This window comes from Catenulispora pinisilvae (assembly GCF_015356865.1).
Taxonomy (GTDB): Bacteria; Actinomycetota; Actinomycetes; order Streptomycetales; family Catenulisporaceae; genus Catenulispora; species Catenulispora pinisilvae.
On record NZ_JAAFZA010000025.1, the window covers coordinates 12,904 to 37,318 of the forward strand.

General features: G+C 68.4%; 17 protein-coding genes. 10 read left to right on the forward strand and 7 right to left on the reverse strand.

The genetic code is table 11. The features are described from left to right. Position 1: 1 nt before the first annotated feature. Positions 2–769, reverse strand: coding sequence for a DUF3472 domain-containing protein (locus tag IZR01_RS09615; protein ID WP_194897987.1), 768 nt, complete (start codon positions 767–769; stop codon positions 2–4). Between the two features lie 639 nt (positions 770–1,408). Here IZR01_RS09615 and IZR01_RS09620 point away from each other — a divergent pair. Further along, entirely contained in the window at positions 1,409–2,323 is a 915-nt protein-coding gene (locus IZR01_RS09620) for a C1 family peptidase (RefSeq protein WP_194900134.1), read from the forward strand. 109 nt (positions 2,324–2,432) lie between these two features. Here IZR01_RS09620 and IZR01_RS09625 read toward each other — a convergent pair whose 3' ends face one another. The 3 genes from IZR01_RS09625 to IZR01_RS09635 all read right to left on the reverse strand — a co-directional run bounded on the left by IZR01_RS09625 (position 2,433) and on the right by IZR01_RS09635 (position 10,191). Then, positions 2,433–6,098, reverse strand: coding sequence for a glycoside hydrolase family 3 C-terminal domain-containing protein (locus tag IZR01_RS09625; protein WP_194923638.1), 3,666 nt, complete (start codon positions 6,096–6,098; stop codon positions 2,433–2,435). A gap of 210 nt (positions 6,099–6,308) precedes the next feature. Further along, positions 6,309–9,083 (reverse strand): NEW3 domain-containing protein, encoded by a 2,775-nt coding sequence (locus IZR01_RS09630; RefSeq protein ID WP_194923639.1) that lies wholly within the window; start codon positions 9,081–9,083, stop codon positions 6,309–6,311. A 67-nt stretch (positions 9,084–9,150) separates the two neighbouring features. Beyond that, the gene (locus IZR01_RS09635) at positions 9,151–10,191 is read right to left on the reverse strand and encodes an enolase C-terminal domain-like protein (protein WP_194923640.1); all 1,041 of its coding nucleotides are present in this window, start codon (positions 10,189–10,191) and stop codon (positions 9,151–9,153) included. 654 nt (positions 10,192–10,845) lie between these two features. Between IZR01_RS09635 and IZR01_RS09640 the strand changes: the two genes are divergently transcribed. Further along, entirely contained in the window at positions 10,846–11,613 is a 768-nt protein-coding gene (locus IZR01_RS09640; protein WP_194898800.1) for a FadR/GntR family transcriptional regulator, read from the forward strand. 279 nt (positions 11,614–11,892) lie between these two features. Here the strand turns inward: IZR01_RS09640 and IZR01_RS09645 are convergent, their stop codons facing one another. Continuing rightward, on the reverse strand, positions 11,893–12,648 hold the full coding sequence (locus IZR01_RS09645) for a FadR/GntR family transcriptional regulator (RefSeq protein ID WP_194892981.1): 756 nt from the start codon (positions 12,646–12,648) through the stop codon (positions 11,893–11,895). Between the two features lie 246 nt (positions 12,649–12,894). On the opposite strand from IZR01_RS09645, the gene IZR01_RS09650 reads away from it, so the two are divergent. From IZR01_RS09650 to IZR01_RS09665, 4 genes are read left to right on the forward strand one after another with little or no spacing between them, the layout of a single operon-like run. Then, on the forward strand, positions 12,895–14,217 hold the full coding sequence (locus IZR01_RS09650; protein WP_228559105.1) for an ABC transporter substrate-binding protein: 1,323 nt from the start codon (positions 12,895–12,897) through the stop codon (positions 14,215–14,217). Positions 14,218–14,219: 2 nt separating this feature from the next. Then, positions 14,220–15,194, forward strand: a complete 975-nt coding sequence (locus IZR01_RS09655) for a carbohydrate ABC transporter permease (protein ID WP_194923641.1) — start codon at positions 14,220–14,222, stop codon at positions 15,192–15,194. Then, a complete protein-coding gene (locus IZR01_RS09660) occupies positions 15,187–16,041 on the forward strand; it encodes a carbohydrate ABC transporter permease (RefSeq protein WP_194892983.1) in 855 nt (284 codons plus the stop codon). Before IZR01_RS09655 ends, IZR01_RS09660 begins: the two co-directional genes overlap by 8 nt. Positions 16,042–16,044: 3 nt before the next feature. Next, positions 16,045–17,277, forward strand: coding sequence for a Gfo/Idh/MocA family protein (locus tag IZR01_RS09665; RefSeq protein WP_194923642.1), 1,233 nt, complete (start codon positions 16,045–16,047; stop codon positions 17,275–17,277). Here the strand turns inward: IZR01_RS09665 and IZR01_RS09670 are convergent. Next, on the reverse strand, positions 17,270–18,004 hold the full coding sequence (locus IZR01_RS09670; protein ID WP_194923643.1) for a dienelactone hydrolase family protein: 735 nt from the start codon (positions 18,002–18,004) through the stop codon (positions 17,270–17,272). The two genes, IZR01_RS09665 and IZR01_RS09670, sit on opposite strands and share 8 nt — an antisense overlap. Positions 18,005–18,219: 215 nt before the next feature. On the opposite strand from IZR01_RS09670, the gene IZR01_RS09675 reads away from it, so the two are divergent. Then, complete coding sequence (locus IZR01_RS09675; protein WP_194923644.1) at positions 18,220–19,797, forward strand: purple acid phosphatase family protein; 1,578 nt, start codon at positions 18,220–18,222, stop codon at positions 19,795–19,797. A gap of 144 nt (positions 19,798–19,941) precedes the next feature. Here IZR01_RS09675 and IZR01_RS09680 read toward each other — a convergent pair whose 3' ends face one another. After that, complete coding sequence (locus IZR01_RS09680; RefSeq protein WP_194892987.1) at positions 19,942–21,129, reverse strand: ROK family protein; 1,188 nt, start codon at positions 21,127–21,129, stop codon at positions 19,942–19,944. Between the two features lie 273 nt (positions 21,130–21,402). Here IZR01_RS09680 and IZR01_RS09685 point away from each other — a divergent pair, with 273 nt between their 5' ends. The 3 genes from IZR01_RS09685 to IZR01_RS09695 are packed head-to-tail and all read left to right on the forward strand — an operon-like array spanning position 21,403 to position 24,414. After that, positions 21,403–22,653: an ABC transporter substrate-binding protein gene (locus IZR01_RS09685; protein ID WP_194923645.1), complete on the forward strand. Its 1,251-nt coding sequence runs from the start codon at positions 21,403–21,405 to the stop codon at positions 22,651–22,653. Continuing rightward, positions 22,650–23,600, forward strand: a complete 951-nt coding sequence (locus IZR01_RS09690; RefSeq protein ID WP_323746961.1) for a carbohydrate ABC transporter permease — start codon at positions 22,650–22,652, stop codon at positions 23,598–23,600. The genes IZR01_RS09685 and IZR01_RS09690 overlap by 4 nt, the downstream gene beginning before the upstream one ends. After that, a complete protein-coding gene (locus tag IZR01_RS09695) occupies positions 23,593–24,414 on the forward strand; it encodes a carbohydrate ABC transporter permease (RefSeq protein WP_194892989.1) in 822 nt (273 codons plus the stop codon). Before IZR01_RS09690 ends, IZR01_RS09695 begins: the two co-directional genes overlap by 8 nt. The last annotated feature ends 1 nt before the right edge of the window (position 24,415 follow it).

A 24,415-nucleotide genomic window follows, 5' to 3' on the forward strand; every position in this document is an offset into this window, starting at 1 on the left:
TCTAGGAGATGTAGCCGCGGGTGACGTGGGCTCCATCGCTGGAGTTGGTGGCTTGATAGTCGGCTTGCCCGACGCAGCCGTTGTATTCGTATTGGGCCTTGATGGTGCCGGTGAGTCCACCGGCGTCGGTGGAGGTGGGGTTGCCGAAGAACACGTCGATGCGGGGCGACTGGGCGCAACTGGGAACGCTGAGGTAATCCTCGGTGAAGCCGACCTGGGAGCCGGCGAGGTTGCCGCTGCCGGACGGGAGTCGGTAGGTGCCGATGTGCTCGGTGACCTGGGTGTCGGTGTCGGTCGCGGTGCCGGTCCAGGTGTCGGGGCCGGTCTGGGTGACGGTCAGGGCGTAGACGTCCCCGTACACGGCGTCGAAGTCGGTGGCACAGCTGACGCCGGGCCCGCCGTCGGCTCCGGTGGAGCACTGCGGGTCGTCGGTGGTGGTGCCGGCGTTGAAGCTGGAGAAGGCGGCGTGCAGGCGCTCCTGGCCGTTGCTGTCGGCGCGCGGCTGGAGGCCCATGTAGCCGACGTCGGGGGCGTTGGTGAAATTGAACTGCGCGGCGAAGTAGGTTCCGCTGGCGTGCTGGGTCGCCTCGTTGACGGTCATCGGGAAGGTGATGTTGGTGACTCCGTCGGCCGGCACGCCGGGCAGGGACCACGCGAGGCTGACGTTGCCGCCGGCGACGGCGGCCGAGGCCGGGGTGTTGCCGCTGAGGGTCAGGATCGCGATGGTCAGGGCGGCGGTGCCGGCGTGCAACAGTCTGGCTTTTGACATGAGGGTTCCTTTCCACGGTGAGGTGTTCACGACCGTCCCCGTGGACGGTGTGTGGTGGCCGGCGGGTCGCACTGTCGATGTGACCCGCCGACGTGTGGGGGAGCGCGCTGGTGGCGGTCAGCGAGTCGCCGGCGGTGGGAGAGCGCGCAGTGAGAGTGGACCGCCGATGCGCGGATCTGTCAATACTGCGCATGAAGCGCGCATGTGCGATCGCCGAGACTGATCGGCTAGTCGTGCTTTCCGGTCAGGACCAAGCGATCTGCTGCAAGCGACTACTGCGCGGCAGGCTATGAGGACTTTGCGAAGCCTTTGCCGAATCGTACGCTGACACCGGTCGCAGCAGCTTGCTACGTTTCCTCTCTAGTACGAGCCCCCGTAGTCGATCGATGCCGGACCGCAGCCGGCCGCCGATGCGAACCAGGGGGCACCGGGTCGCGCCGTGCTGGCGTTGCTGTCATCACCTGGATTTTTCTGCTCGTGGCTCTGCCTCGCGCCGTCACGCTTCTAGAACGCCGTGTGCCGCGTGGGTCATCGTGTCAAGAGCTGATCAAAATCCTGATGGCGGGAACCTGCGGGCCGCGCTGCCGACTCCGGCGTATCAGAGTCACGCCACCGTCTCGCAACGCAAGGAGTCCCCTCATGAACCACGCAAAGACCGCCGGCATAGCCGCGGCGTTCATCGCGGCCGCCGCGCTGACCGCCGTCGCGGCCGCACCGGCCTCGGCCGCCTCCGCTCAGCCGAACGCGCTGCGCCACCACCACTACGCCACCGGGCTGAACATCGGCCAGGCCCGGGCCGCCGAGCGCGCGGGCCTGGCCACGCGCGCCACCTACTCCACGTCCCTGCGCGGCCTGCGCGCGGCCGACGGCCTGTCGGCCGACGTCCCGGACAGCGCCAGCCTTCAGCAGTACGCGTTGTCCCCGGGCGACCAGGGCCAGGTCGGTTCCTGCGTCACCTGGGCCACCGGCTACAGCGCCTACGGGATTTTGATGAACGAGCAGGGCATCTCCGGTGACCCGATGGCGCCGATGTACATCTACGCCCAGATAGCCCAGGGCAACGACCAGGGCACCACCGGCGACGTCGCGCTCGGCATGGAGCAGCAGCAGGGCATCGACACCAAGGCCGACTACCACCAGGGCGACTTCGACTACACCACCCAGCCCGACGCCAGCGAGATCGCCAACGCCGCCCACTACAAGCTGTCCGGCTACCAGACGCTGGCGCTCGGCGACGGCGCCGAGCAGGCCATCAAGGACTCGATCTCCCAGGGCCTGCCGGTCTCGGTCGGGTTCAACGTCCGGCAGAGCTTCATGGACCTCAGCGGCCAGGCCGCCTCGGACTACAGCTACACCCCCGGCAACGACAGCACCGACCCGGTGGTCGGCGGCCACGAGGTCGCGGTGATCGGCTACACCGACCAGGGCGTCACCATCGAGAACAGCTGGGGCGCCAGCTGGGGCGACAACGGCTACGTCAACGTCCCGTGGAGCTTCTTCACCACCGGCGACGTCGACGAACTCTACTCAGTCGGCAAACTGGCCCAGAACTAACACCACCCGGAAACAGGCAGCACAGCACAGCACACTGACCTGGTGCGGCCGACGCTCGTCAAGCGAGCCCCGGCCGCACCAGGCCATCAGCCGTTCTAACAGCGCACCGTCACGACACGGCCATAGCGAAGACGTGCATCGCGCTCGCGCCCTTGCTCGCAGTCGCGCTCACGGTCGGCAGGACCAGGTATTGGACCGTCTCGCCGGCCGCCAACGGAATGCCTTGGTAGTAGAGGTTCACCGCCTGGTTCATTTTGCCGGTGGTGGCGTTGATGTATGGGGCCGTCGCGGCGATGTCGGTGCCGGGCGCGGCCGAGGCCCACCAGTCACCGAAAGTCAGCGAGAACGGCTGGGACGTGCCGTCGGTGTAGACGATGGTGCCAGTGCCGCCCGCGGTTCCGTTGTCCGCGGTGCCCAGAATGCCGAGTGTGCTCCCTGCGCCGCTGACCGGCACGGTCTGGCCGTTGGCAACGATGTTGTCGTTCTGGCCGGCCTGCACAGCTGGCCAGGTGAACGTCACCCCGTTGTGGGTGAACGGTTTGCCCGGGGTCAGACCGGCTCCGGCCAGTGCCTGTGCGGACAGGCTCAGGCCGCCCCCGTCCAGATTCGCAGAGCTCGGACTCGCGTCGTCGCTGATGCCGACGTTGGAGAAGGCCGCGGCCTGCGAAGCGTAGGCGACGTCCACCGTCGCCGCGACGGACTCGGTCGCGATTCTGCCCACGCTCAACTGCGCGGACAGGTCCATCGCACCGGGTGCGGCGCCAGTGGGTGCGGTGACCGTCCACTGTGACTGCACACTGTGTCCGGGCGCGATCGACGCGAACGCGGTCGGGGTGGTCGAGGTCGCCTTCCACCCGGAGGGGACATTCAGGCCGAGGGCGACGTTGGTCGTGTTCGCAGAGGTGTGGTTGGTGTAGGTGGCGGTAGCCGTGACCGAACCGCCGGCGGCGATAGCTGGAGGTGCGGACACGGTGAACCCGCCCTGGACCACGAACGGCGCCGAGCCGCTGGCCGACTTGCCGTTGGCGTCCTTCACCGTGACGGTGATGGTGGCCACGCCGTCGCTGGCCGCGGTGACCACCCCGGCCGGGCTGACGGTCGCGACGCGCGGGTTGCTGCTCGCATAGGTCACGGTCTGCTCGGACAGGTCGGCGAAGGACTGGTCGTTGTTGACCGCCTCGACGACGCCGTCTGCCACCACCGCCGGATTCTGCCCGCTGTCGTCCTTGAGCCAAGGGTTCTTGGCGGTCAGGTCGATGGTGTCGCCGGCGTGGTAGACGACTCCGGCCGGCTGCACGGTGACGTACTTGACGTCCTGGGCCATCGCGCCGGACACGGTGACCGGCGCGGACAGCTTGACGGCGGCGGCGTCGGAGCCGATCTGGAAGCCGTACGCGCCGTCGGTGACCTCCATCTTGTTGGCGGTCGCGTTCCACAGTGCCAGATCACTGATTTTCACCGGAATGGTGATCGTCTGCGCCGCCCCGGGGGCGAGCACCTTCGTCTTCTGGAACCCGACCAGGCGCTTGATCGGCATGTTCGCGGCGCCGGTCGGGCTCGCCGCGTAGAGCTGCGCGACGGTGGCGCCGGCTGCCGAACCGGTGTTGGTCACCGTGAACGTCGCCTTGACCGTGTCGTCCGCAGTGGGGGCGGAGTGGTCGATCGACAGGTGGGAGTAGGCAAAATTCGAGTAGCTGAGTCCGTAGCCGAATGGGAAGGTCGGAGCGCCGGTGAAGTACTGGTAGGTGCGGCCCAGGCCGCCGGTGTCCGCCGGGGCCAGCCCGTAGTCGTCGGCCGCAGGGAGCTGCGAGTCGTTCTTGTACCAGGTGAAGTTCAAATGCCCGGACGGGTTCTGCTTACCGAACAGCACGTCCGCCAGCGCCGTGCCCTGGGCTTGGCCGTTGTAGCCGCTGAACAGGATCGCCGGGTCGGTGGCCAGGACGCTCTTGGTGGTCGCGGTGCCATCGTCCAGGGTCAGCGGGCCGTCGCCTTGGATCACCAGGGCGGTCTTCGGGTTGCCGACCGCGTCGACCGCGCTGATCAGCGACCGGTAGTCACCGGGGATCGCCAAGGACAGGCGGTCGGTTCCCTCCTGTTCGTTGGCTGTGGTGGTCCCGATGAGCGTCACCACCAGGTCGGCGTTCTTGATCGCCTGCTGAGTCGCGGCGCTGAGCGTTACTGGTGTGCTCGACGTGCTTGACGTCCCGGCCGCGTCGTAGGTGATGGTCGCCGAGGGGTTGACGGCGTGCACCGCGGCGGTGATGCCCTGGAGGGGGCTGGTCGTGTAGGTCGGTGAGCTTGAGTAGCCGCCGAGGTTGACCGTGTTGGCCAGGTCGCCCAGAACGACCACGTGGTTCAGCTTCGCGGGGTTCGCCGGAAGCAGTGGCGCAGTGGAGCCGGGCACCTTGTTGTTCTGGAGCAGCACGAGCGAGTTGTCAGCGACGGCCTTGGCCAGTTGCTGGTGGGCGGGGCTCTCGACCTGATCCTTGCCGATCTTGGTGTAGCCGACGCTGGACGGCGGGTCGAACTCGCCGGTGGCCATCCGCACCGTGAACACCTTCACCAGGTCGGCGTCGATCACGCCGACGCTGAGCAGGCCGGCGGTGATCGCGGCCTGGACGTTGGCCAGAGTCGTCTCCGGGCCGCCGCAGTTCATGATGGTGCCGGATCGCAGCGCCATGGCGATCGCCCCGGCCTGGACCGGGACTTTCGTGCCGGTGGCCGTCTCGGTCCAGTCGGTTCCGTCTGTGGTCCATCCCGGTGGCGCCCAGTCGTGGCCGCTGTGCGGCCCGACGCCGTAGATCGTGCCGATGGCGCCGCAGTCGGAGGTGGTGTAGCCGTCGAACCCGTAGGTGCGTCCGGCCAGCAGGTTCGTGGTGTACGTGTCCGCCGTCGAAGGCGTGCCGTTGATCGCGTTGTACGACGTCATCAGCCCCGCGATATGAGAGTTCTCAATCAGGTCGCCGAACTGCGCGGTGTAGTAGTCACGCAGGTTCGTTTCCGAGACCACGGAGTTGTTGCCCCAGCGCCCGTCGGGCACGCCGTCCGGCGTGTCCTCCTCGCTGTGGACCGCGTAGTGTTTCGCGGTCGCCGCCGCCTTCAGATAGGGGGACAGCGGCTTGCCGTTCGGGTCGTTGCCCTGGAAACCGTTGACGAAGGCGCCCGCCATCTGCCCGACCAGATACGGGTCCTCCCCGAAGGCCTCGTTGTTGCGGCCCCAACGCGGATCGCGGTCCATGTTCACGTTCGGGGCCCAGTAGGTCAGGTATCCGTAGTCGCTCGCCGAGGGACCCAGGTTGTTCTCAGAGACGCCGAACAGCGACTTGTCCAGAAGGCCGCGAGCCTCATCGGACATCGCGGTCGTCTCCTGGTACATCAGGCTGGGATCCCAGGACATCGTCGAGGCGAAGTCGACGGGGAAGCTGGTGGCGTAGGGGTGGTTGGTGCCGTGGGCGTCGTTGTACTGCGTGGTGCCCAGGTAGGCGACGCCGTGCGCGGCCTCGTTGTCGTAGTTGTACTGCTGTATCCCCAGCCGTGGGATCGCCGGCGCGACCATGTCGTTGAGCTGCGCGACCTTCTCAGGGAACGTCATCCGCGAGACGAGGTCGGCGGCGCGCTCGGCGAACGTGTGGTGGGTGTCTCGGTAGACCGGAACCGGGCCGGATGCCGCGGTGCTCGCCGCGGCCGAATGCACCACGGCGGGCGCGATCGACGCGGCCAGGCTGATCGCACACGTGGCGATGAGGCCACGTCTGCGCAGAGCTCTGCTTTGCATGGTTCACCTTCGAGGGGTCGGCGTCGCCCGGGGCGGACGGCGGCTCATGGACGGGGGTGAATTGCGCTGAAGCGGTGCTGGGCTGTGCTGGGCTTGTGCTGCGCTGGGCGGTGCTTGGCTTGTGCTGTGCTGGGCTGTTCGGGGACGCGAGCGGCGGAAGGGCCGAGAGGTCGCCCTTCCGCCGCTCGCCGGCTGGAACGCCGAGACGGCCTACGGGGTCGCGGGCGTTGAGGCGCGCGATCCGGATCCGACGGTGAAACCGGTCAGGACTCGGTCCTCGCGGGCTGCGCCGTTGTAGGTGGTCTGCGCGGTGACGGTGAAGGACGCCGAAGCCTCGTTCTTCGGCGGCGTCAGGGTCCAGGTGGTGCTGACGCTCTTCCCGGCGGCCACCGAGCCGTGGGTCGCCGGGGTGGCTGCGTGCGCGGTCCAGCCGGTGGGGGCGTCGATGACCGTGGACACGTTCTTCTGCGCAGTGTTCGTGGTGTTGGTGTACGTGGTGGTGATCGTCACCGGAGCACCGGGGGATATGGCCGTCGGGGCTGTGATGGTGGCCGGCGCGGTGACCGTTTCGGGGCTGCCGACGGTCATGAACCGGATGTTCGCGGTGGATCCGGCGGCCCCGGTCGCGGTCGCCGTGATGCTCTGGCTTCCGGCGACGTAGGACGCCGAGCCGGTGACCGAGGCGGCGCCGAGGTTGTGCCAGGTGCTGTCGTAGACCGTGGCGGCCCCGGTGCCGTCGGCGACCAGGTAGCCGCCGGAGGGGACGTTGGCCGTGTAGGTCACGGTCGAGCCGTTGAGCGTCACCGCCATTTTGCTGACCGCGCCGCCGGAGGCTTGCAGCTGGAACTGCAACGGCTGCGCGGCGTGGGTGTTCGTGTACGACCACGTGTTCGGCGCGCCGTTGCCGCTGGCGGCGAGCGCCGAGGGGTACTGGACGTTGTACAGCTGCCAGGACTTGCCGGGCGTTGTGTTGACCAGGTGCCAGTAGGAGTTGAGGTCCTTCATCTCGTTCTGCTGCGCCGTGGTGAAGGCTCCGGCGTTACGCGCGCTCTCCCACTGGTTCCACGTGTCCATGATCTGGTTCGTGTCACCGGCGCTGTTCAGCGTGCTGACACTGGTCTCCAGGCCCGCGCCTGCGTTGTACGCGGCCATCTTCGACAGCTGCCACTCCTGGGACTGGAGGGCGTCGCCGGCGCCGAACCCGAGCCAGCCCATCATCGCCGGCATGTAGTTCCGCTGGTAGTACGGCTGTAGTGAGATGGGCAGGTTGTCGGGATCGGTGTTCAGGCTGTGCTCGCCCCAGCTGACCCGGCCCTGGGCGTCCCAGGTGTTGGGGAGCAGGTTGCTGGCCTCGGTGACGGTGTCCGGGACCGCACCCTCGCCCCGGTAGACGCCGTTGACCAGTTTCGCGGTGCCCATCACGCCGTATCCGGCCAGCGAGCCATCCTCCAGACCGTCGAATGACAGGGCCTTCATATTGGGGATGTCGAGCACTTGGGACAGCCGGGTGGCGATCTGCGGGATCTCGCTGATGCCGCCGGTGAGCATGCCGTAGGCGTACTGCTGGATCCGGGACGTCGTGGCTCCGGTGGCGTAGGCGGCCGGTGTGGTGCCGTAGGCGCCGCGCTTGACGGCGACCTGCCATTCGGTGGGGGAGACCTGCGACACCGAGCTGTAGGTGAGCAGTTCGTTCCCGATCCGCAGGATGCTGCCCTGCCCGCCGTTGAACATCGCGTTGCCGCTGACGTAGACGGTGCTGTCGCCGGCGGCCGCGGGCCGGGTCAAGGCGGCTGAGCCGACGGCGGCCAGGCCGGGGTCGGCGTTCGGGGTGACGTAGGAGTCGTTGGTGTCGACGAGGTTGGACAGGGTGTGCACGCCCACGCTGATCCCATAGCCGGCCGCGGCTGAAGCCAGGCTCGCGGCGCCGGTATCGGAGCCGCCGAAGGAATCATTGAACTGATAATGCCCCGCGGACTGCCAGGGTCCGTCGACGCCCGGCAGGGAGTAGACGTACTTCATCCCGGCTTCGCGTGCGTACTCGCTCGCCTGGGCGACGTTCCCGGTGTTCAGGTCGGACAGGACGAGCCAGGACTGCGAGGCTCCCTGGGAGACCTTGCCCCACTGTCCGTCGATCATCGGGTGCGGCAGGTTCTCGCCGGTCTCGATGCCCGACAGGGTGGGCAGGACGTTCCCCGGCGTGGTGCCGAACAGGGCGACCTCCGAGCCGGTGATCTGCCCGTCCGGGCCGGCCAGCGGCGGCACCGGGACGTTCGACTCGTTCATGTCCGACCAGCCGACGTACCGGTTGCGGGTCTTGCTGTAGTCGTAGGTGTAGGCCTGGAGGAAGCTGCCCCAAGGAGTCTGGTGGGCGGCGAACCAGCCGAAGGGCCAGTTCGAGATTTCGGGGCTGACGTCGGTGAACGTCTGGCTGTCGAACTCATCGGGCCAGCCGCCGACGGTCTTGTCGTTGAGTTCGTGGATGCCGATGGCGAACGTGTCGTCGTGGACCACGCCGACGGTCTCACCGACGCTCTGGGTGATGCTGGTGGCGATCGGCCCCCACAGCAGAGTCTGTACATCCACCCCGGAGGGTGCGGACACGCCGGTCACGTCGAGGGTGGCGTAGCCGGACTTCGACCGCTCCTGGACCTTGACCGCGACGCCCTCGCCGCCGAAGGCGAACGTGTACGTCGCGGTGGCCGGGTCGAACGTCAGCCGGGTCGGGGCCTGCTTGGCGCCGTCGACCATGAGCTGGATCAGCGGTCCGTGGTTGGCCGGACTGGCGTAGTCGTGGTGGTTCACGGTGTCGATCAAGCCGGTCACCGTGCCGGTCGAGTTCAGCACGATGTCCAGCGCCCCGGCCCGGATGGTGAAGGGTCCGGAGGCGGCCTGTGCCGTCCCGGCGGACATCACCGTCCCACAGGCCAGCGTGATCGCCGATGTCAGGGCCGCATGTCGCGGCCACCGCCATCTTGTCGTTCTCATGGAGTTCTCCTTGACTCTCGCAACCGGTGTCTCCGGAAGCGAAAACTGGATGCCGCGAGCCTTTCGGTCAGCCGACGGCATCCCAGCCGATGCCCGGCGCACTCGGCGCCCGGACCAGCCCGTCCGCGCCGACCAGCGGTTCGCGGACGACCGGGTTGGTGTAGACGAGGGATTCGTAGAAGGTGGTGTTCGGTATGGCCATGCACAGATGCGCCGAGGCCAGACCGGAGCCGTGCACTTCGGCGCGGAGCTGGAAGCTCTCGGCCAGGTGCGCGATGCGCATCGCGCCGGTGATGCCGCCCTTGAACTTGTCACTGGTGCGCACATACGTCGCGGTGCCCGCCGCGATGAAGTCCGCGACGTTCCAGTGCGCGCCGTCGGAGGTCTCGGCGACCAGCAGCGGGACGTCCACGCGCTCGGCCAGCCGCTGGTAGGCGGTGATGCTGAACTCCCGCATCGGCTCCTCGTACCAGAGGTATCCGGCCTCTGACAGGGCCCGGCCGACGTAGACGGCGTCGGCGAGGTCGAACCCGGCCGAGCCGTCGTACATCAGCGGCACGTCGTCGCCGACGTGGGCCCGCAGCCTCTGGCACAGGTCGGCGTCGCGGCGGGCGTCACCCCAGGCGTGCAGCTTGATCGCGGGATAGCCGAGGGCCAGGCACTGGTCGGCGACGTCCAGGAACTCCTCGACCGTGGCGAACGTGACGGTGCTCGCGCAGGCCGGGATGGCGTCCCGGAAGGACCCGAGCAGCCGGTGCACCGGCAATCCGGCCTGCTTGCCCGCCAGGTCCCACAACGCGGTGTCGACCAGTCCGAAGGCGTAGACGGGGAACTCCTCGATCCGGTCGAGCTCCCACATCCGGTGCCACAGCAGTTCCCTGGCCAGCGGGTCCCGGCCGACCAGGTCGGCGCGGATCCGGCGCGCGACCAGATCGGCGAGGATGACACCGCGCGGCGTGCGAGACTGCCCGATCAGGCCGGTGTCAGTGTGGATCCGCAGCACACCGCCGATCCCGGCCGGGTCCGAGCCCGGCAGCCCGGTGCGCCAGCGGAACGGCGGCATCGCGGGGGTGTCGACGAGCTCGACGGTGACATCAGTGATCTGCATGGCAGCCTCTCAGGTGCATTGACGTGCGGTGTTCTGGCCGGGTCGGCGGAGAACCGCGGGTGCGGATCCGCCGGCCCGGCTGCCTCTGGCGCTCTAGGAGGGCTAGCGGCGGACTTGCAGGTGGTAGGTAGCGGTGCCGTTCGCCATGGCGCCGGCCGTGTCCGCCGTGACGGTGAATGTGCTCAGGCCGGCCTTGACGGGGGATGCCGGTGATGCCGCCGGTGTCCTGGTTCAGCTTCAGCCCGGCCGGCCGGCCAGACTCATCCCGCGACTCTATGGCTGTCTAACTCGCATACATCGTCGACCTGGTGGTGCCGCGCTTCGGGTGGAAGCTGGCCCGATCCGGCCCGATCCGGCGCGATCGGCCGAGGTGGACGGGGCTTTGCCAGGGGGTTGCGCTGCCATCAGTGTGGAGGCGGAGGCGATGTCGGTCAAGAGGTTTGGTCGATCTATCGTTCATCAAGTGCTCACTTAGATCGTAAATATATGCCCTGAGCTCGCCGCCCGCCCGAGGTCGTGAGTGCCTCGCCCGCGCGCAGCGACGCCCTCGATCTGCTTGACTGGACGCGCATCACCGAATAGCTACGAAACAGGCGAGGCAAGCATGCGGTGCAGCGCGCCGGCTGCCATGGCACGCCCCATAAGGAGGAAGCCTTGACCCAGCCCGCGCCGGCCTCGTCCCAGCCGCCGGTCGAATCCGGCGCCTATCGCCCCGGCTACGAACTCGCCGCCGAGCGCATCCTGGAGTACATCGTCCGCGAGCAGCTGGCGCCCGGCGCCCGGCTGCCGACCGAGAAGGACCTGGCCGAGACCCTCGAACTGAGCCGAGCCGTGGTCCGCGAAGCCGTGAAGATCCTTTCGGCGGTGGGCCGGCTGTCGGTGCAGAAGGGCCGAGGCATCTTCGTCGCGGCCCAGGACGACGAGAGCATCTGGCGTGATCACCTCGCCCGGTTCCTGCCCGCAGATCTGCGCCAGGTGGACGCACTGTTCGAGTTCCGGCTCCTGATCGAGAGCAACGGAGCCGACATGGCTGCCCGGCGGGCCACGCCGGTCCAGGTCAAAGCCATCCGACAGGCCGCGCTGGAAACAGCCGAAGCGGCTGCCCGGGGCGATGTGGAGGCTTTCACGGACGCGGACAGCGACTTCCACGGACACATCGGCAAGGCCTCGGCCAACATGTTCCTGTCCGCGATGGTGGACTCCGCGCGCCGGTTGCAGGTGCAGACGTTCACGATCGGCATGGCCGGGACCGTCGGTGGTTCGCTGGCCGTCGCGGGGGAGCAGCACGAGGCCATCGCCGAGGCGATCGGCTCCGGCGACCCGGAACTGGCCCGGCGGCTGATGGCCGAGCACATCGAGATGACCGCCGACCAGTATCAGTCCACGATCCAACGGCGTATCCGCGACCACACGGCCGCCTGACGCTGGGTGGACGCATGCCCTCGCGACCACATGGTCGCGTGGCGTCGGGTGGACGCATGCCGCCGCGATTACGTGGTCGCGTGCCGTCGGGTGGGCGCATGCCGCCGCGACCGCACGGCTGCCTGATGTCGGGCGGATGCATGCCGCTGCGATCACATGGCTTCGTGATGTCGGTGGATGCATGCCGCTGCGACCGTGCGGCTGCCTGACCCCGGGTGGCCGCACTCCGTCGCGACCACACCGCGCCCCCCGCCGCCGGGCGCACGCACGCCGCCACGATCAGCCGGCGCCGTCATCGACCAGCCGCCGCTGTATCGCGGTCTGGAACTGTCGGGCGGTCTGGTCGATGTGCTCTGCCATCAGCCGCTCCGCCAACCGGTCCTCGCCCCCGGCGATGGCCTCGGCGATAGCCGTGTGCTGCTCGGCGGCGACGTCCAGGGAGCCGGCCGGGTTGTCGGCCAGGCCGATGGTGGCGACCTGTTGCTGGACGCGGCGGATCGCGTTGACCGCACCGGAGAAGAACATGTTGGCTGAGGCCTTCCCCACACAGTCGTGGAAGGCGTTGTCGGCGGTGATGAAGTCGCGGAGCACGCCGTCCTGCGCGGCTTGAGCCGTCATCGCGGCGGCCTGGCGGATGGCCTTCACCTGCGTCGGGGTGGCGCGTTGCGCCGCCAGTCCGGCGGCGGTGGTCTCCACCTGGTGCCGGAACTCCAGCAGTTCGTCGACCTGGCGCAGGTCGGCCGGCAGGAACTGGGCGAAGGCGTCCTGGAACAGGCCGTCGCGGGGCTCGGCGACGAACATGCCGCGCCCCTTCTGCACCGACAGCCGGCCCACCGCTGACAGGACTTTGACGGCCTCCCGGACCACCGTCCGACTCAGCCCGAGGGCGTCGGCCAGGTCCTTCTCGGTCGGCAGCCGGGAACCGGGTGCCAGTTGCTCGCGGACGATGTACTCCAGGATGCGCTCGGCGGCGACTTCGTAGCCGGGGCGGTAGCTCGCCGGCGGCTCGGCGCCGGGCGGGTCGGTGTCGGCCAAGGTTCACCTCGTCGGTCGGATGCTTCGGGTCGGATGCTTCAGATCAATCTTGCTCCGTGTCGACCGTTATAGCAGAGCTAAGGGGTTGACGCGAGGAAAACTGTGGGTCAAACTCAAGCTCACGCCAGCGGAGGTCCGATCAGGGACCCCGGTCAACCCCGGATAGATGTGAGACATCACCTGGGTGTGAGGTGTATATCCCCAGCACCATGAGTCGCGTCGTTCGACGTGTGAGGAGCAACCGCCATGCCCCAGCCGTCCGATCAGCACCGAATGAAGGGCCGGGTCCGGTCGGCTCGGCCCGCAGTCGCGGCGGCCGTGGCCGCCGGCCTCGTCCTGGCGGCCACCGGGTGCGGCAGCGGCAGCGGCTCCGGCTCCGGCTCGAAGGCCTCCGGCGGTCCGGTGAACCTCACCTACCGGATCTGGGACAGCACCCAGCAGACCGGGATGCAGCACATAGTCGACGCCTTCCAGCAGGCGAACCCGAACATCCACGTGCGGATCGAGCTGGTGGCGAACAAGGAGTACTGGACCAAGCTCCAGGCCGACGCCACCGCGGGCAGCGCGCCGGACGTGTTCTGGATGAACGGCCCGAACGCGCAGCTCTACGAGTCGAACAAGCAGCTGCTGGCGCTGTCTTCGAATGTGCTCAAGCAGAACGGCGTGGACCTCGCGAACTATCCCGCCGCGCTGAACCAGCTGTACAACCTCGGCGGCACCCAGTACGGGATCCCGAAAGACTTCGACACGGTCGGGCTCTGGTACAACAAGAAGCTCTTCGACGCCGCCGGCCTGAAGTATCCGGACGCGAGCTGGACCTGGCAGGACGTGCAGAACGCGGCGAAGAAGCTGACGGACGCGTCCAAGGGGCAGTACGGCATCCTCGCGCCGCCGTACGGCCAGGAGAACTACTACGACACGATCTTCCAGGCCGGCGGGTATGTGATCGCCCCGGGCGGCAAGTCCTCCGGCTATGCCAAGCCCGAGGCGCAGGCCGGCCTGAAGTTCTGGTCGGACCTGGTCAAGGACGGCTACTCGCCGTCGCTGAAGTCGATGACCGACACCTTCGCGGCGCAGCAGTTCGAGTCGGGCAAGATCGGCATGTACTACGCGGGCAGCTGGAACTGTATGGAGTTCTCCAAGAGCGACACCATCAAGGACAGCGTCGACGTCGCGGTGCTGCCGCAGGGCGTCAAGAAGGCCACCGTGATCCACGGACTGGCCAACGTCGGCTACGCCAAGACCAAGCACCCGGCCGAGGTCGAGAAGTTCCTGGCCTTCCTGGGCTCGAAGCAGGCCAATGAGATCGAGGCCAAGGACTCGGGCGTCATCCCGGCGTACAACGGCACGCAGCAGGCGTGGGTGGCTTCGTTCCCGAACTTCCACGTGCAGTCCTACCTCGACGAGCTGCCCTACGCGGTGGCCTACCCGACCTCGAAGAACACCAGCGCGTGGCAGAACCAGGAGGCGGCCGTCCTGGCCCCGGCCTGGGACGGGGGCGAGGACATCGGGACCGCGGCCCAGCAGCTGGCGACCATGATGAACACCGCGTTGAGCAAGGAACAGTGACGATGGCGGCAAAGATCCAACAGGCGCCGCGGACGCTTACGGCGACCCGCTCACCGCACCGCGAACGGGTCCGCCGGTGCCGCAACCGGTCCGAACACGCCTGGGCCTACCTGATGATCGCCCCGGTGACCATCGGTCTCGGACTCTTCTATCTGTGGCCCATCGTGCAGACCTTCTATTACAGCTTCACCCAATCCGGTCCGTTCGGCGGGCACCAATGGATCGGAGCCGCCAACTATCGCGCGCTGGCGCACGACTCCTCGGTGACCCAGTCGGCGCTGAACACCGTCTTCTACACGGTGTTGCAGCTGGCCGGGATCCCGCTGGCCGTCTTCGTGGCCGCGCTGCTGAACCAGCGCGGTCTGCGGGGCCGGTCCGTCTACCGGGTGATCTACTTCCTGCCGGTGGTCACCATGCCGGTCGCGGCGGCGATGGTGTGGCGCTGGATGTACCAGGGCGACAACGGCATCATCAACCATCTGCTGTCCGGGTTCGGGATCGCCGGACCGCACTGGGTGTCCGATCCGTCCACCGCGATGTACGCACTGGCGGCGGTCGGGATCTGGATGGCCTTCGGTACCAACCTGGTCATCTTCCTGGCCGGACTTCAGGGCATCCCGGCCGAATACTACGAGGCGGCCAAGGTCGACGGCGCCAGTGCGACCCGGACCTTCTTCCGGATCACCGTGCCGATGCTGACCCCCAGCATCTTCTTCGCCACGGTGCTCACGGTCATCAACTCGCTCCAACTGTTCGACCTCGTCTACATGATGATGGGCACCCCCTCGGACGCCACCGGACAGTCGAACCCGGCGATGCCGCACGTGCAGACCATCGCCTCGCTGTTCTACGAGAAGGCGTTCATCGAGCACGACACCGGGTTCGGCGCGGCCGTCGCGTTCGTCCTGGTCGCGTTCATCCTGCTGGTGACCGTCGTGCAGTTCCGGTTGCAGAAGAAGTGGGTGCACTATGCCTGACCTCGCCTCCTCCCGCCGGCCTCGTTCCGGCGAGCGCGGCCGCCTGATCGCCACGCACACGGTGCTGATCGTCGGCGGGCTCGTGATGCTCGGCCCGTTCGTCTGGGAACTGCTGACCTCGCTCAAGCCGTTCGGCGAGACGACCCAGAACCCGCCGACGATCCTGCCGCACCACTGGCAGCTGTCGAACTATTCGAAGGTGTTCCAGTCCCTGCCCTTCGGACGCCAGTTCCTCAACACGGTCGTGATGACCGTCGGACGGACGCTGGCGCAGCTGGTGTTCTGCTCGATGGCCGGGTACGCGTTCGCCCGGATGCGGTTCCGCGGCGCCAACGTCCTGTTCGGATTGTTCCTGTCGGTGTTGATGGTTCCGGGGCTGCTGTTCCTGATCCCGCAGTACGTGCTGCTGGAGCGCCTCGGCTGGCTGAACACCATGCAAGGGCTGATCGTCCCCGGCATGTTCAGCGCCTTCGGCGTGTTCCTGCTCCGCCAGGTCTTCATGGCGATGCCGTACGAGACCGAGGAAGCCGCCCGGATCGACGGTGCCAACCCGTTCCAGATCTTCTGGCGGATCATGCTGCCGTTGGCCCGCCCCGGTCTGGCCGCACTGGCGATCCTGTCCGCCCTGTCGGCCTGGAACGACCTGATGTTCCCGCTGGTCGTCACCACCGACCCGAACAAGATGACCCTCTCGGCGGGCCTGGCCACACTGCAAGGCGAGCACTTCACCGACTACTCGGTTCTGATGGCCGGCGCCCTGATGGCGACCGCGCCGATGATCGTCGTCTTCCTGGTCCTGCAGAAGCAGTTCGTGCAGGGCATCGCGTTCACCGGAAGCAAGGGCTGACATATGACGGACACCCCAGACCTGCGGCTCGGTGTGGTCGGCCTGGGCATGCGCTCGGACCTGGCCGAGCTGGCGCACCGGCCCGGCGCCGGGTCACGGATCGCAGCCGTCTGCGATCCCGATCCGACGCGGCGTGCCGAGGCCCCGGCCCGCTTCGGCCCCGAGGTGGCGACGACCTCGGATCCTGGAGCCCTGGCCGCGATGGACCTGGACGCGGTCTTCGTGCTGAGCCCGGACCACACCCACGAGGAGGTCGGCGTCGCCCTGCTCGAAGCCGGCGTCCCGATCTTCCTGGAGAAGCCGATGGCGATCACCACCGACGGGTGCGATCGCCTCCTCACAGCGGCCCGGAAGTCCGGCGCGCGGCTATATGTGGGGCACAACATGCGCCACCTGCCGGTGATCACCGCGATGCGCGAGCTCATCGTCTCCGGCGCCGTCGGCGAGGTGAAGGCGATCTGGTGCCGCCACTTCGTCGGCAACGGCGGCGACTTCTACTTCAAGGACTGGCACGCCGACCGCCGCAACACCACCGGGCTGCTGCTCCAGAAGGGCGCCCACGACATCGACGTCATCCACTGGCTGGCCGACGGCTACACCCGAAGGGTCACCGGCATGGGCGGTCTTGCCGTCTACGGCCAGATAGACGACCGCCGCCCGCCGAGCGGAGGCCTGATGATCGAGTGGCTGGACCCGGAGCACAACTGGCCGCCGCTGCGCCAGACCGGACTCAACCCGGTCGTCGACGTCGAGGACCTGTCGATGGTGCACATGCAGCTCGACAACGGCGTCTACGCCAGCTACGAGCAATGCCACTTCACCCCCGACTACTGGCGGAACTACACCGTCATCGGTACCGAGGGGCGGCTGGAGAACTTCGGCGACGGCGCCGACGGCTCGGTCATCAAGGTGTGGAACCGCCGCGGCGACTACCGCCCCGAACCCGACCTCACCGTTCCGGTCCAGACCCCCCAGGGCACGCACGGCGGCGCGGACCCGTTGCTGGTGGCCGAATTCCTGGAGTTCGTCCGCCACGGCGGCACGACCCTGACCTCGCCGGTCGCGGCCCGCGAGGCCGTCGCCACCGGGTACGCCGCGACGATGTCACTGCGGGACGGCAGCAGTCCCAGGGACATCGATCCCGTAGCCGACGACCTCGCCGAGTACTTCGCCACCGGGCAGACCGAATCAGGACAGGTCCCGACCGCCCTCGATCCCCCGTGTGTGCTTACTTGAGGTGCCGGGCGAAGAAGGCGAAGGCGGAATCAGCCGCTGACTGCGGAACGCCGGTGTGACCACCCATGTTGGCGCACAGGGTCTTCTCCTTGGAGCCGAAGGCGTCGAACAGGTCCAGCGCCATCTGCCGGTCGTTTCCCTCGTCGTCCCACTGCAACAGGACGTGCAGTGGGATGGTGATCCGGCGGGCCTCCTCGAACGTGGCCCGGGGCACGTAGCTCCCGGCGAAGAGATCGGCCGCCACGATGCGCGGGTCGACCGCCGCCAGCCGGACGCCGACGGCGATCACTCCCCCCGCGAAGCCGACCGGGCCGCCGGTCTCCGGCAGGGCGAGCAGCGCGTCCAGGGTGGTCCGCCATTCCGGGACGGCCTGTTCGACCAGCGGCAGGACCAGCCGGTCGATGATGTCGTCACTGACGGGTTCGCCGGCGGCCAGGGACTGCCGCAAGTCGGCGCGGGCCTGATCGACGACGTCCAGACGAGGCCGGTCACCGTTTCCGGGGAGCTCGATGGTGGCTGTGGCGAAGCCGTTCGCCGCGGCGTACCGGGCTCGCGCGGCCAGCCGCGGGTACATCCGGTCCAGCCCCAGTCCGCCGGGGTGACCGAGCAGGATCAGCGGCGTCGGCGACGCCGATGGGGGCGTCCACAGGATGCCGGGGATCTCGCCGAGGGTGAAGCGGCGTTCGGCGATGTCGCCGTCAAGACGCTGCTCAGAGGTGAACTGCATGGTCGTGCCTTTCGGGAGTGCGGGGATGGCGCTCCCGGACGACCTATCGCCCGGCCGTGACCCCAGAGGGGAGCACCCATGTCGATGTCGCGTTCACGGATACCACCTCCTCTTCATGTCGCACGGCTTCCAGCACTCTATCAGTGCCGCAGCCTTCCGAGATTGTTCGCCGCGGGTCCTCGACCCATTAACAGGGCTCTGCCATGCTCGCTGCCATGACCGATCCGGCTGCGCAGGACTGCTGTGGTCTCACCCGTCGCGACCTTGGCCGGCTCGCCGCCGCGGGCGCCGGAGCGGGAATGGTCCTGCCGGGCCTGCTGCCCGCGCCGGCCGCCGCCGCGGCCGCTCAGGGGGTGTTCCCGCAGGACCTGGAGATGGTGACCGTCACTGACGCCAGCTTCATCCTGACCTGGTACACCGCCGCCGCGGCGCCACCCGCGATCCCGTACCAGCCCGGCCAGGAGCCGGCCGCGGTGGCCTGCGACGGCGTCGTGCGGTACGGCACACACCCGGACCGCCTGGACCGGCAGGCGGTGCAGCGGCACGGCGACACCGCCTACCACCAAGTGGAAGTCGACGGGCTGCGGCCCGGGACGACCTACTACTACCAGGCCCTGTCCGCAGGGGTGCCGGCGACGCCGCGGATGCTGCCGCAACTGACGTTTCCGGCCGGGGGACTGGTCATCCCGCCTGATCCCACCAACAGCCAGCTGCTGGCGATCCTCGCCCAGCTGCTGTCCTCCGGTGTCGTGCTATCCGCCGCCCCGGGGCAGGTCACAACCCTGGTACCGCCGCGCGGCCGACACCTGTTCTCGCTCGCGCTGGCCAACGACCTGCACATCGGCGAGACCGTGAGCGGGCTGGCCACCGCGGATTTCCCGCCCGGGTTCAGCCAGGCACCGGGTCTGCCGCCGTATCCGGAGGTGATGGCGGAGTCGATGATCGCCGACGCCGGCCGGCGCGGCGCCGATGTGCTGCTCGTCGCCGGCGACCTCAGCTCCGCCGCGCTGCCGGCCGAGCTGGCGGGCTCCAAGCAGCTGCTCGACCGGTTCGGCCGCCTGACCCTCGACGGCCGATTGGACGCCGGCCGGTATGTCGTCGCCCGCGGCAACCATGACCAGCCGAAGACCGGCGCCGGGTATCAGAGCTGTCCGGCGGTCGGCGACACCGGATACAACGATTGCCTGCCGACCGTCTACGACCTGCCGCAGGGCCGCCTCACCAGCACGCACCTGGCCGGCCTGCGGATCGTCGGCCTGGACACCACGACCTTGAACACCCCCGGCGGTGCCCTCGACGACGCGCAGTTCGCGGAGCTGACCGAGATCCTCGCCGATGACCGGCACTGCCCGACGCTGGTGTTCGGCCACCATCCCGTCACCGACGCCTCGGCCGTGTCCACGATCGCCGGCCCGGCCTTCGACCTGGCCCGCCCCGACGCGGCCCGGCTGCAAGCACTGTATGCCAGGACGCCGGGCGTGTTCCTGCACCACGCCGGTCACACCCACCGCAACCTGCGCACCACCTCGCCCGTGGCGGCCGGGGTCGACTTCTTGGAAGTCGCCGCGACCAAGGAGTACCCGGGAGGGTTCGCGCTGCTGAAGGTGTACGAGGGCGGATACATGGCCAACTTCTACAAGTCCTCTGCCGCCCTGGCCCGGCAATGGAGCCAGACCACCAGCGGTGAGTACCTGGGCCTGTACCCGGCCTACACGCTCGGCACGGCCGCCGACCGGAACCACGTAGCGAACCGGGACTTCACGCGGCTCTCAGCGCTGCACCAGCACCGGTAGCCGGGAGTGGGCGACGCCGGGCATCAGCCCTGGTGATGGGCGGCTGCCGCTTCGCCGGTCGGCCGGTGATCAGGCCGCCCCGGGAGCCCCGACATTCTGGCCGTCTACCGTTATGAGGCCCGCCCGGACGGCGCGCGCCGCACGTCACGCGGGCAATGGCGTCGGCGTCGGTGCCAGCGCCAGCGGCTCCGACCCGCCGGGAGCGAAGTACCGCCGCTCGACGGCGTCGAGCGCCACCCGCACGGCGCCGATCACGACCCATTCGGAGTCGAGGCTGGAGGCCACCAGCGGGGGCACCCGGACGCAGACCCGGTCCAGTTCGGCGGCGAGCTGTTGCAGCACCAGGTCGGAGGATCGGGAGATGCCTCCGCCCAGGACGACGAGTTCCGGGTCGAAGGTCAGGACCAGGGCCGCGATGCCGCCGGCCAGGGCGCGGACGTAGCGCTCGGTGGCCTTGAGGGCGGCCTGGTCGCCTTCTCGCGCGCGGGCGAACACGAACTCGGCGACCTGCTCGGGGCGGGCGTCGTGGTCGAGTCCCGGGAAACCGAGCAGGTGGGTCGGAGCCTCGGCCCAGCCGGACGCCGGCAGGGCGCCGATCTCGCCGGCGGCTCCGGTGTGGCCGCGCAGGAGCCTTCCGTCGACGATCACGCCGTTGCCGGTGCGCAGGCCGGCGTGGATGTAGACCAGGTTGTCGATGTCGCGCCCGGCGCCTCGCCAGCGTTCGGCCAGCGTCGCGGCCCGGCCGTCGTTCTCGACGACGACCGGGCACGAAACCGTGTCGGCCAGGGCTGCGGGGATGTCCACGCCGGTCCAGCCCGGCAGGGCGACGGACAGCGCGACCCGACCGGAGTGCTCGATCACGCCGCTGCTGCCGACCCCGACCTGGAGCAGCGCTCTGGGCTGGAGGCCCGCTGCTGAGCAGGCCTCGGCCAGCGCCGACTTGGCCGCCTGAAGACGTTCGGATGCCGGCGCCGCCGGGCTCACCGCCAGCCGGCTGCGCCCGTGGACCTCGCCGTCCAGATCGGTGACGAGGGCGGTCACCGCGTGCGCGCCGATGTCCAGCCCCGCGACACTTCCGGACTCGGCGCGGAACCGGAACACGCGGGCGGGACGTCCCACGCCGTTCGGCTCGGTCGGTGCGGTCGAGGCGACCCAGCCGAGGTCGGTCAACTCCTCGGCGAGCGTCTGGATGATCGGCCGCGACAACCCCGTCTGCCGGGCCAGCACGGTCAGCGGCTGAGGCCCGGTCTTGCGCAGCGCGTCGATCACCGACAGCAGCCGCAATCGGCGCAACAACACCGAGTCGGCACCGTTGACGCTCAGCTCACTCATGTCCACCCCACCGCTGCGGCCGTCGTCACGAGCCTCGTTCGAATATTTACAGTGACGGTGATAATCAAACCACGCATGCGGCGGTGCACGCCAGCCGCGCCGCTGTCGGAATCGTGAGCGAGCTGCTGGCATATCAGGGCAGAGCGGCGGAATCAGCTCTCGAATCGACTCCCGAAGTGCACGGGGTCGTTGGTGAGGGTTGACACGCCTCCTCGAATTAGTAACACTCGGCGCGAAAATAACTTCCCGTCAATCTGATCAGGGTGGTGAGACATGGGCATACGCACTGTGGCGGCCGCGGCGGCTTCGTTGGCGCTGGTCGTCTCGATGGCCGCGTGTTCCAGTGGTAAGGGCTCGGCCGGCGGCAAGGTCTCGCTCAGCTACGGGGTCTGGGACGCGACCCAGGTTCCGGCCATGCAGAAGATCATCACGGCCTTCGAGGCGCAGAACCCGGACATCTCGGTGACCGTCCAGCAGACACCGTGGGCCGATTACTGGACGAAGTTGCAGGCCGCGGCGACTGGGGGAGCCGCGCCGGACGTGTTCTGGATGAACGGCCCGAATTTCCAGCTCTACGCCTCCAACAACGTCATCAAGCCGCTGACCGACCTGCACCAGGACACTTCCGTCTACCCGGCGTCGCTGGTCAAGCTCTACCAATACCAGGGCGTGCAATACGGGCTGCCCAAGGACTTCGACACCGTCGGGCTCTGGTACAACAAGGCCCTGTTCGACGCCGCCGGCGTCGCCTACCCCACCGGGGCCTGGACCTGGGCCGATTTCCAAGCGGCAGCGAAGAAACTCACCGATCCGGCCAAGGGCGTCTACGGCGTCGGGGCCACCCTGGAGGGGCAGGAGAACTTCTACGACACGATCTTCCAGGCCGGCGGCTACGTCGTCTCCCCGGACGGCAAGAAGTCCGGCTACGCGGACCCGAACACGATCGCGGGCCTGAAATTCTGGACCGATCTCATCGCGGCCAAAGCATCACCGAGCCTGAAGCAGATGACGGACACCGCCCCGCTGAACATGTTCGAGTCCGGGAAGCTCGCGATGTTCTGGGGCGGCTCCTGGGACGCGAAGGCCTTCGCGACCAACGACGGCACCAAGACCGGCATCAGTGTGGCCCCGCTGCCGACCGGCGCGAAGAAGGCCACCGTCATCCACGGCCTGGCCAACGTCGTGTCCGCGCACACCGCCCACACCGCGCAAGCCGAGAAGTTCGTCCAGTTCCTCGGCTCCCAGCAGGCCGCGCAGATCGAGGCCGACACCGGCACGGTGATCCCTGCCTACAACGGCACCCAGCAGGAGTGGGTCAAGGCCTACCCGCAGTATCAGCTGAACGTGTTCCTGGACCAGCTCCCCGACGCCGTGCCCTTGCCGGTCTCGCGCGACACCGCAGCCTGGAACACGCTGGAGGCGAACCTGCTGACCAAGGCCTGGGACGGCAGCGAGCCGGTCGGCACCGTCGCGGCCGAACTCGCCACACAGATGAACGCCGCGCTGGCCAAGGAGGGTTCGTGACACTGGCGGGCGCGAAGGCTTCGGCGCTCGCGCCCGCCCCGGCCGGACGCGCGGCACGGGTGTCCCGTAAGCGGCGGCGCAGCGAGGCCCCATGGGCGGCCTTCTTCTTGGCGCCCACCGCCCTGGGGCTCGCGGTGTTCTACCTGTGGCCGGTCGTGCAGACCTTCTACTACAGCTTCACCACGTGGGGGCCGTTCGGCGGCCACACTTTCAGCGGCTTGTCCAACTACCGCCAACTCGCCCACGACCCGGAGCTGCGTTCGGCGTTCGTCAACACCGCGTGGTACTGCCTGCTGGGACTGGCCGGCGTTCCGGTCGCGCTGGTGCTCGCCGCGGTACTGGCCCGCCCGGGCCGGCGCGGAGTCGGTTTCTATCGCGCGGTGCTGTTCCTGCCGGTGGTGACGATGCCGGTCGCGGTCGCCGTGGTCTGGCGCTGGTTGTACGCCGGCGACTTCGGTTTGATCAACACCCTGCTGGCCAAGGTCGGGATCCACGGCCCGTACTGGATCAGTGACCCGCACACCGCGCTGATCGCGGTCGCCGCGGTCGGCATGTGGTCGTCGGTCGGCTACACCATGGTGATTCTCATGGCCGGGTTGCAGTCCATCCCGCGCCAGTACTACGAGGCCGCGCAGATCGACGGAGCCGGTCCGGTCCGGCAGTTCTTCGCCCTCACCCTGCCGCTGTTGAGCCCCAGCCTGTTCTTCGTGACGGTGCTGTCGGTCATCGGGACTTTGCAGACGTTCGACCTGGTCTACGTCCTGATCGGCCAGACCAATCCGGCGCTGCCCCAGACCCAGAGCGTGGTCTACCTCTTCTACCAGGAAGCTTTCGTGAACAACAACCGCGGCTACGCGGCCGCCATCGCCTTCCTGCTGCTCGCGGTCACCGTCGCACTCACGGGTCTACAGTTCCGCCTCCAGAAGCGGTGGGTGCACTATGCGTAGGCGCTGGGGATCCGTCGGCGCGCACACGTTCTTGATCGCGGCGTCGATCGCCATGGCCGGTCCCTTTCTCTGGGAACTGCTGACCTCCTTCAAGTCCTTGACCGAATCCACCCGGATCCCGCCGACCTGGCTGCCGCACCAGTGGCACGCAGCCAACTACCACTCCGTGTTCGGCACGGTCCCGTTCACCGACATGGCCGTCAACAGTGTGATCAACACGTTGGCCCGCACTGCCGCGCAGTTGCTGTTCTGCTCCATGGCCGCGTTCGCCTTCGCCCGGCTGCGCTTCCCCGGCCGTGGCGCGCTGTTCGCGGTGTTCCTGTCGATCCTGCTGGTACCGAGCCAGCTGCTGATCATCCCGCAGTACCAGATCATGCAGAACCTGCACCTGCTCAACACTCGCACGGCCCTGTTCCTGCCAGGCATGTTCAGTGCGTTCGGCACATTCCTGCTGCGGCAGTTCTTCCTGGCGCTGCCGACCGAGTTGGAGGAGGCGGCCCGGCTGGACGGCGCCGGCCCGCTGCGGATCTATTGGAGCGTGATGCTGCCGCTGGCCAGGCCCGGCCTGATCGCACTGGGCATCCTGACCACGATCTGGTCCTGGAACGACCTGCTGTGGCCGCTGGTGGTCAACACCGACCCGCACAAAATGCCGCTCTCGGCGGGCCTGGCCTCGCTCCAGGGCCAGTTCATGACCGACTACCCGGTCCTGATGGCCGGGTCCCTCATGGCGACGGTCCCCGTGATCGCCGCATTTGTGATCTTGCAGCGGCGGGTCATCGAAGGCATCGCCCTCACCGGAACGAAGGGATGAG